General features: G+C 68.1%; 6 protein-coding genes and 3 pseudogenes (1 of these 9 only partly in view). 6 read left to right on the forward strand and 3 right to left on the reverse strand.

Features of this window, described 5'->3' with window-relative positions; translation table 11 throughout:
• A pseudogene (locus ID132_RS10985) lies at positions 1 to 1,207 on the forward strand (MFS transporter) (it extends 229 nt beyond the left edge of the window).
• Here the strand turns inward: ID132_RS10985 and ID132_RS10990 are convergent.
• The gene (locus ID132_RS10990; protein ID WP_193128627.1) at positions 1,190 to 2,107 is read right to left on the reverse strand and encodes a LysR family transcriptional regulator; all 918 of its coding nucleotides are present in this window, start codon (positions 2,105 to 2,107) and stop codon (positions 1,190 to 1,192) included. The pseudogene ID132_RS10985 and the gene ID132_RS10990 sit on opposite strands and share 18 nt — an antisense overlap.
• Before the next feature lie 335 nt (positions 2,108 to 2,442).
• On the opposite strand from ID132_RS10990, the gene ID132_RS14950 reads away from it, so the two are divergent.
• From ID132_RS14950 to ID132_RS11005, 4 genes and pseudogenes are all read left to right on the forward strand, one after another.
• Entirely contained in the window at positions 2,443 to 3,528 is a 1,086-nt protein-coding gene (locus ID132_RS14950) for a cytochrome P450 (protein WP_211198395.1), read from the forward strand.
• Positions 3,529 to 3,564: 36 nt separating this feature from the next.
• A complete protein-coding gene (locus ID132_RS11000; RefSeq protein WP_193128628.1) occupies positions 3,565 to 3,882 on the forward strand; it encodes a 2Fe-2S iron-sulfur cluster-binding protein in 318 nt (105 codons plus the stop codon).
• Between the two features lie 2 nt (positions 3,883 to 3,884).
• Positions 3,885 to 3,986, forward strand: a pseudogene (locus tag ID132_RS15335) (hypothetical protein); the annotation flags it as partial.
• A 157-nt stretch (positions 3,987 to 4,143) separates the two neighbouring features.
• Positions 4,144 to 5,091 carry an NAD(P)/FAD-dependent oxidoreductase gene (locus ID132_RS11005; protein ID WP_413229369.1) on the forward strand — a complete coding sequence of 316 codons (948 nt, stop codon included), beginning with the start codon at positions 4,144 to 4,146 and terminating at the stop codon, positions 5,089 to 5,091.
• A 70-nt stretch (positions 5,092 to 5,161) separates the two neighbouring features.
• Here the strand turns inward: ID132_RS11005 and ID132_RS11010 are convergent, their stop codons facing one another.
• Entirely contained in the window at positions 5,162 to 5,749 is a 588-nt protein-coding gene (locus ID132_RS11010) for a septum formation family protein (protein ID WP_193128629.1), read from the reverse strand.
• A gap of 368 nt (positions 5,750 to 6,117) precedes the next feature.
• On the reverse strand, positions 6,118 to 6,849 hold the full coding sequence (locus ID132_RS11015; RefSeq protein ID WP_125107740.1) for an IclR family transcriptional regulator: 732 nt from the start codon (positions 6,847 to 6,849) through the stop codon (positions 6,118 to 6,120).
• Between the two features lie 165 nt (positions 6,850 to 7,014).
• Between ID132_RS11015 and ID132_RS11020 the strand changes: the two are divergent.
• A pseudogene (locus tag ID132_RS11020) lies at positions 7,015 to 8,491 on the forward strand (NAD-dependent succinate-semialdehyde dehydrogenase).
• Positions 8,492 to 8,524 lie beyond the last annotated feature (33 nt).

An 8,524-nucleotide genomic window follows, 5' to 3' on the forward strand; every position in this document is an offset into this window, starting at 1 on the left:
CGGCGCGGCGCTCGTCGGCCACTATGGCGATCGCCTCGGCCGCAAACTCATGCTCGTCATCACGCTCGTGCTCATGGGCGCGGCGACGACGCTCATCGGCGTATTGCCGACCTACGAAGACGTCGGCATTGTCGCGCCGATTCTGCTCATCCTCCTGCGCATCCTGCAGGGCATCTCGGCCGGCGGCGAGTGGGGCGGCGCGGTGCTCATGGCCGTTGAGTACGCCCCGGTCAACAAGCGCGGCCGTTACGGCATGTTCCCGCAGCTCGGCGTGCCGATCGGCATGCTGCTCGCGACCGGCGTGCTCGCNCTCATGTCGGGCGTCATCTCGCCCGGAGAGGCGTTCAACGAGTGGGGCTGGCGCGTGCCGTTCCTGCTTTCGATCGTGCTCGTCGTCGTCGGCTTCATCGTGCGCCAGTCGGTCGAGGAGTCACCGGTCTTCACCGAGATGAAGGAGACGGGCAATCGCATCAAGATGCCCATCGTCGAGCTCTTCCGCAAGCACTGGAAGCTCGTCATCCTGCTCGCCCTCGTCTTCGCGGGCAACAACGCGGCCGGCTACATGATCACCGGCGGGTTCATCCTCAACTACTCGACGAACCCCGAGGGGCTGCTCGCGATGGACCGAACGAGCGTGCTCAACGCGGTCACGATCGCGGCGGCGATGTGGTTCGTCTCGACGTTGGTCTCGGGTTACCTCGCCGACCGCATCGGTCGCAAGAACACGTACATCATCGGCTTCCTCTGGATGGCCCTGTTCGCATTCCCGCTGTTCTGGTTCGTGAACACCGGCGACCTGCTCTGGCTCACCGTGGGCATGGTCATCTTCGCCGTCGGCCTCGGTCTCACATACGGCCCGCAGGCGGCCTGGTACGCCGAGACCTTCCCCGCGTCGGTGCGCACCTCGGGCGTCTCGATCTCGTACGCGCTCGGCGCGATCCTCGGTGGCGCCTTCGCCCCGACCATCGCCGCCGCGCTCGTTGCGCAATTCGGCACGACGCAGGCCGTGTCGCAGTACCTGCTCGTCATGATCCTCATCTCGCTCAGCGCCGTGCTCGTGCTCCGCGACCGCCGCGGCATTCCGCTCGACGTCGGCTTCGAGGAGTCGGGCCGGTATCACCTGTTCGACCCCGACCGCCTGCCCACCGAGACCTCGGCGATCATGGTCGAGTACTACGGCGCCGACGAACTAACCAAGCTCCGGTAGCGTTCGCGCGTCCTCCTGCACGAGCGCCACGAGCGCGTCGATGAGCGGCTGTACCCGCCGCATCGGCCGGTTTCGCCGCCACACCGCCACGACTTCGGTCGGGGTGGGTGGCGGCGAAATTGGTTTCACGACGATGTGGCCGCCGTCGCGCGTGCCCTCGTTGAGCGAGCGCATGACGAAGAGACTCCAGCCGAGGCCGGCCGCGACGTACGAGCGCGCGAGCTCGTAGCCGTCGGTCGAGAAGCGCGTGTTCACAGAAATGCCCGCAGCCTCGAGCACCGATTGCGTGTGCTCCCAGCTCGGTGACTGGTCGTAGCGAATGAACGGTTCGTCGGCGAGCTCGCGCAGGTCGACGCGCTCGGCGTCGGCGAGGCGGTGGTCGGGTGGCAGCGCGACGTGGGCGTGCAGCTGGCGCAGCACCCTGCGTTCGAAGTCGCCGGCGAGGTCGAAGCCGNAGCAAATGCCGAGGTCGACCTGACCGTGCTCAACCTCCTGTTGCAGGCGCGATGCGGGCATCGTCGACACCTGCACGCGCAGGCCGGGATGCGCATCCTCGAGCTTGCGCACGAGTCGCGGCGCGAGCGTGGGTGCGAGCGTCGGGTAGGTCGCGATGTGCACGGTACCGCGCAGCTCGACCGACGAGAACTCCGCCTGGAAATCCTGCGTTTGCACGAGCAGCGAGCGCGCGCGCTGGACGGCGAGGGTGCCCTCAGAGGTGAGCTGCACACCGTGCGCGCGGCGGCGCACGAGCAGCGTCGTGCCGAGGCTTCGCTCGAGCTGGGTGAGCGCGGTCGCGACCGCCGATTCTGAAACGTGCAGGCTCGCGGCGGCCGCGGCGATGGTGCCGTGCTCCGCGACGGCGACGAGGTACTCGAGCTGGCGCAGCGTGAAGTCGGACATGCGCTCGATCTTCCCATAACATCATTCAAATAGGGGATGTTCTACGAAACTCCGTGCTTTTGCTTTGGTTCGCGCGGTGGAATTGTTGCAGTACTGGGCCGCACCGACGCGTCCCCACCGCACCGTGACACCGACGTCCGAGGAGCACACCATGACTGCGACCTGCCCGTTCTTTGCCGGTTCTGCGACCGCCGTCGCCGAGCCCGAGTACACGCCCTACGAGGCGCCTGAGCCGCTGCCCGGCACGTACATCGCCGACTGGGTGACGCTCGAGGACCTCACGCGCGACCCGTTCCCGACGTTCGCGAAGCTGCGCCAGGAGCATCCGGNCGTACGTGCCGGCGGCCGGTCGCTACTTCGTGACGCGCTACGAGGACGCGCACACCGTCGACAACGACCCCGGAACCTTCACGGCGAACGAGCGCGGCTCGCTCATGAAGAAGTCGATGGGCCACTCGATGCTGCGCATGGACGACCCGAACCACGCCGTTCAGCGGGCGACCTACGGCAATGTGCTCAAGCCGAAGGCGATCAAGGCGAGCTGGCGCCAGGTGTTCGAGGAGAGCTACGAGCGCTACGCCGCCGTGCTGCGCGAGGTCGGCCCGGGCGTCGAGTTCGTGCACCACTTCGCCGGGCCCTACGCGGCCGAGAACCTGCGTCGCGTCATGGGCTTCGAGAACGCGACTGACCAAGACATGATCCGCTGGTCACAGACGATGATCAACGGCACCGGCAACTACGCCGACGACCCCGAGTTGTGGGCCGAGGCGAAGCGCAGCTACGACGAGGTGAACATCGCCCTGGACGAGATGATCGCGCACTATTGGGAGCACCCGAACGACACGCTCATCTCGAACATCATCCACACGTCGAACGGCGATGAGGTGACGCTCGCGAACATCCGCGCGAACCTCAAAATGTCGATCGGCGGCGGCATCAACGAGCCGCGCGACGCGATCACGACGATCATGATGGGCCTGTTCGGCGAGCCCGAGCAGCGCGCCGCCGTGCTCAACGGCACCCGCACGTGGAAGGACGCCTTCGAGGAGGGAGTGCGGTGGATCGCCCCGATCGGCATGTACCCGCGCCAGACCACCCGCGAGGTCGAACTCGGCGGCACGGTGCTGCCGGCCGGCGCGAAGCTCGGCGTCGTGGCACTCTCGGCGAACCGCGACGAGTCAGTGTTTGCGAACGCCGACCGCTACGACCTCGGCCGCGAGAAGCAGCCGCACCTCGCGTTCGGCGGCGGCGTGCACTTTTGCGCCGGCGCGTGGCTCGCTCGCTCGCAGGTGGCCGACGTCGCCCTGCCGCGGCTGTTCGCCGAATTCCCGGGCCTGCGCCTCGACCCCGAGCAGCAGGCCGTCGAAACGGGATGGGTCTTCCGCGGCATGACGCACATGCCGATCACCTGGGACGCCTAGGCCGACCCCGCTTACTCTTCCGAAAGGACACCCCGTATGCCCAGCATTACCTACCGCCGCGTTGACGGCACCTCGGCCACCGTCGTCGTCGACGAGGGCACCTCGATCATGCGCGCCGCCCTGCAGAATGACGTGGCCGGCATCGTCGGCGAGTGCGGCGGCCAGGCCATGTGCGCCACCTGCCACGTCTACGTGCCCGACGGCGTCGACCTGCCAGAGGTGAGTGAAGATGAGGACGAGATGCTCGAGTGCACCACCTCGGATCGCCTCGACAACTCGCGCCTCGGCTGCCAGCTGCTCGCGGGCCGCGACTTCGACGAGCTCACCGTCGACCTGCCCGAATCGCAGGTGTAGCGATGCGCGTCGTCATCGCGGGCGCCGGGCACGCGGGTGTGCAAGCGGCCGAGACGCTGCGCGACGAAGGCTTCGACGGCGAGATCGTCTTGCTCGACCGCGACACGCGGCTGCCGTACCAGCGCCCGCCGCTGTCGAAGGACGGCCTCGCCTCGGGCGACGAGCCGCTGCCCNCTGCGCGGCGCCGAGTTCTACGAGCGCCTCGGCATCGAGCTGCGCCTCGGGGTCGAGCTACGCGGCATCGACCCGGGCGCCCGGACGATCGAGCTCGCGGATGCGCGGGGCGAGCGCTCGCGCCTCACCTACGACGAGCTGGTGCTCGCGGTCGGCGCGCCCGCCCGGCCCCTGCGCTGCGCCGACGCCGCGTCGGCACGTGCGCACGTGCTGCGCACGGCCGACGACGCCGAGGCGTTGCGCGGCCGGCTCGCCGACGCCGAGCGCGTCCTCGTGGTCGGCAGCGGCTTCATCGGGCTCGAGTTCGCTGCCGTCGCCGCGACGAAGGGCAAGCAGGTAACGCTGCTGAGCCGGGGCCCGCGCGTGCTCGGTCGCTCGGCCTCGGCGACGACCGCTGACTGGCTCACCGCACACCTGCGCGCGGCCGGCGTCGAGTTCGTGTTCGGCGTCGACGCGCTCGCCGACGAGCAAGACCTCGCCGACTGGCCGGCCGACCTCACCGTCGCCGGCATCGGCGTCGACGACTGCCCAGTATTCGCCGACGCCGCGGGTGCCGCCGGCCTCGCCACCGACCGCGGCGTCATCGTCGACGCGTCGCTGCGCACGAGCCTGCCCGGCATCTGGGCGATCGGCGACATCGCCCGCTTCCCGGATGCGCGGGGCGAGTTCCAGCGCATCGAGTCGGTGCAGAACGCCACCGAGCAGGGCCGCCATGTCGCGCGTGCGATCGTGCACGGCGCGAGCGACTACGACGAGGTGCCGTGGTTCTGGTCGATCCAGGCTGGCGCGAAGCTCCAGATCGCCGGCCTCGCCGACGGCGCCGACACCGAGGTTGTGCTCGGCGATCCCAGCGCCGGTAAGTTCTCGGTGCTGCGGTTTGCGGGGGAGCGGCTCGTCTGCGTCGAGTCGGTGAACAAGCCGGCTGACCACGTCGCCGCCCGCAAGCTGCTCGCCTCCGCGGCCGCCGCATCCGTCACCCCGGCCGCCGCGGCCGAGCCCGGCTTCACGCTGAAGTCGGCGCTCGTGCCCGCATAATCAGCCACGAAAAAGCCCGCCCGGGTGAGGTTCGTTCCTCGCCCGGGCGGGCTTTGTTCGTCGGGGTGGGTTAGAGGCGCGAGCCCTCGAGCGACTGTGTCGTCTCGTTGGTGTCGTCGGCCTCGTGGACCATGCAGCTCACGAGACGGTCGTTGTTCTCATCCCAGCTGCCCTGGGTCGGCATGAGGTACTGCACGCCGAGGGTCGACTGGTCGTAGGCGGTGCCGATGAAGTCCTCGAATGGTTGGCCGTAGCACTGTTCTGCAATTTGGTTCTCAATTGCAGTCTTGTCGAACTCGTCGATGTCAGTCACATCGAACTCGTAGAACACCTCGTACTCGTGCGGCTGGGTGCAAGGCACGATCTCGAGAGTCTGGTACTCGGACGACTCTTCCTCGGGCTGCGTCACGCAATCGCCGACGGTGAGGTCGAAGACGCTCTGCTCTTCGGGAGCCTGGAACTCTTCTTCGTCCGACTCCTCGGGCTCAGTGGTTTCCTCGGTCGTGTCGGTGGTCTCTTCGGTGGTGTCCTGCTCGTCGGCCTCGGTGTTCGAGCGGTCTTCGATGCGCTCGTTGCCGCTCTGGCAACCGGTGAGCACGAGCCCAGCGATCGCAACGGCGGCGAGGATGCCAGGGGTGCGCAGTTTCTTAGTCGACATGATGTTCCTCTTCTTTGCGGGGGGGGTNCGCCAACCGGCTGAGAACAGCCTAAGTTTTCGCGGCGGACCGGGTCGTCATCCGCAAGATTGCAGTCCCGTCGTTGGAATCAGACCGAAGACTGATCGACACCTCCGACCGTGCGCGGCATCGGCGTGCTTGTGCGGATGTACACCAGGCTTTGTGCTATCTGGGATCTTGGTGCAAACTATGGACAGGATCAAAACCGAGTCGAAATTGTGACCGCCCCCGCTGGTTGCACCGGACCAGTCCAGATCTGCGAGTTTCGCGCCGCAACGCCGGGGTGCGAGCGAGTCCGTTGCCTCGGGGATGCCGTGTTCCCCCGGGGCAACGACGCTTTCCCGGCTCGCTACGCGAGCGCGGCTGAGATCGTGCGCGCCGCCTCGTGCAGGCTCGCGACGATCGCGGCCTCGTCGCGGTCCTCGCCCGAGTTGAGGAACACGACGGCGAGCGACGCGAGCTGCTCGTCCGCGAGGGGGAGGGGCACGGCGAGCGCCGAGAGGCCGGGCACCGCCTCGTTCGACGAGGTGGCGTGGCCACGCAGGTGCGCCGCGCGGATGCCCTCGTCGTCGGGGTCGAGGCCGTGCGCCCGAAGTTCGTCGAGCTCGCGACCGTTCATCTGCATCCGCACCGCGAGGCCCGCCGCGCCCGCCGTGACCGGATGCCGGCTGCCCGGGCGCTGCGCGACCGAGGTCGACGCGACCCGCGGCTCGACGCTCATGAGCGTGACGATGTCGTCGTCGTCGAGCAGGCCGACGAACGCCGTGACGGCGAAGCGGTTCGCGAGGTCGGTGAGCTCGGGGAGGGCGACGGTCTGCAGGTCGCGCTGCACGCCGCGCGCGAGCTGCGCCATGCGTGGGCCGAGGCGGATGAGCCCCTGCGAGTCGCGGCGCACGAGCCCGTGGTCCTCGAGCGTACGCAGGATGCGGTAGGCCACCGAGCGGTGCACGTTGAGGGCGGCGGCGAGGTCGGCGATCGAGATCGGTCGGCCTGCCTCGGCGAGCACCTCGAGGGCCCGGATGCCGCGGGAAAGCGTCTGCGCGTGCGAGGACGTCTGTCGGTTCGCGGTAGTGGGGGCCATGTCGCTAGTTTGGCACGCGCGCAATCGGTTGTGGTTTCGCACAAAGATCTGGGGCGGATGCGTGCGGCAACACCAGCGGCCGCGGAACCTTCGCGGTGTACCGTCGAAGGACGCGTGAGCGCGTGATACGCGTCCAGATACCAGCGCAACGAATTGGAGTCATAGATGACCTACCCAACTGAGGCAGAGCTCCTCGCGAAGGTTCCGACCCAGCTGCTCATCGGCGGCGAGTGGGTCGNGCGAGGGCGGCGACGCGTTCGTCGTGAACAACCCCGCTACCGGTGCCGAGCTCGCACGCGTGGCCAACGCATCCGTCGAGCAGGGCATCGCTGCCCTCGATGCCGCCGTCGCGGTCAAGGACGAGTGGGCACGCACGCCCGCCCGCACCCGCGCCGAGCTGCTGCGTAAGGCCTTCGACGATGTCATGGCCCGCCGCGACGAGTTCGCGCTGCTCATGACGCTCGAGATGGGCAAGCCGCTCGCCGAGGCGCAGGGCGAGGTGAACTACGGTGGCGAGTTCCTCCGCTGGTTCTCCGAGCAGGCCCCGCGCATCGTCGGTCGCTACACCGAGAACCCCGAGGGCACGCAGCGCATGATCGTGTCGCACCACCCGGTCGGCCCCTGCTTCCTCATCACCCCGTGGAACTTCCCGCTCGCCATGGCGACCCGCAAGATCGCCCCGGCGCTCGCGGCGGGCAACACCGTCATCGTGAAGCCGGCGTCGCTCACCCCGCTCACGACCCTGTACTTCGCGAAGGTCCTCGAAGAGGTCGGCGTGCCGAAGGGTGTCGTCAACGTCATCACGACCCGCAACACGGGTGGCGTGACCGACGCGATCATGGCCGACGACCGCCTCCGCAAGATCTCGTTCACCGGCTCGACCCCGGTCGGTATCGGTCTTATGAAGAAGGCCGCCGACAAGGTGCTGCGCTCGTCGATGGAGCTTGGTGGCAACGCCCCGTTCGTCGTGTTCGAGGACGCCGACCTGGACAAGGCCGTTGAGGGCGTTATCGCCGCGAAGTTCCGCAACATCGGCCAGGCGTGCACCGCCGCGAACCGCATCATCGTGCAGGCGTCGATCGCCGACGAGTTCTCGAAGCGCGTCGCCGCGAAGGTGAACGACTTCAAGATGGGCCCCGGCATCGAGGACGGCGTCGTGATCGGCCCGCTCGTCGAGCAGAAGGCCGTCGACAAGGTCAAGGAGCTCGTTGACGACGCCGTGGAGCAGGGCGCCGAGGTCGTGTCGGGCGGTAGCCCGGTCGACGGCGACGGCTACTTCTTCGAGGCGACCGTGCTGAAGAACATCACCCAGGGCGCCAAGATCTTCCGCGAGGAGATCTTCGGCCCGGTGCTGCCGATCATCACCTTCGAGACCGAGGACGAGGCCGTCGCGCTCGCGAACGGCACCGAGTACGGCCTCATGTCGTACGTCTTCACCGAGAGCTTCGACCGCGGCCAGCGCATGATGGACCGCATCGAGTCGGGCATGATGGGCCTCAACGTCGGCGTGCTGTCGAATGCGGCCGCCCCCTTCGGTGGCGTGAAGCAGTCGGGCCTCGGCAAGGAGGGGTCGTTCGAGGGCATCGAGGAGTACCTCTACACGAAGTACACCGCCATCCCGAACCCCTACGCCACGGCCTAACCCCGGCCACCTAGAACGGTTGAGTGGTCACTT

It is taken from the genome of Gulosibacter sediminis, assembly GCF_014904065.1.
GTDB lineage: Bacteria > Actinomycetota > Actinomycetes > Actinomycetales > Microbacteriaceae > Gulosibacter > Gulosibacter sediminis.

Coding starts and splice junctions, on each gene's coding strand:
- ID132_RS11000 (WP_193128628.1), top strand. CDS start 3,565: ATGCCCAGCATTACCTACCGCCGCGTTGACGGCACCTCGGCCACCGTC.
- ID132_RS11010 (WP_193128629.1), bottom strand. CDS start 5,749: ATGTCGACTAAGAAACTGCGCACCCCTGGCATCCTCGCCGCCGTTGCG.
- ID132_RS11015 (WP_125107740.1), bottom strand. CDS start 6,849: ATGGCCCCCACTACCGCGAACCGACAGACGTCCTCGCACGCGCAGACG.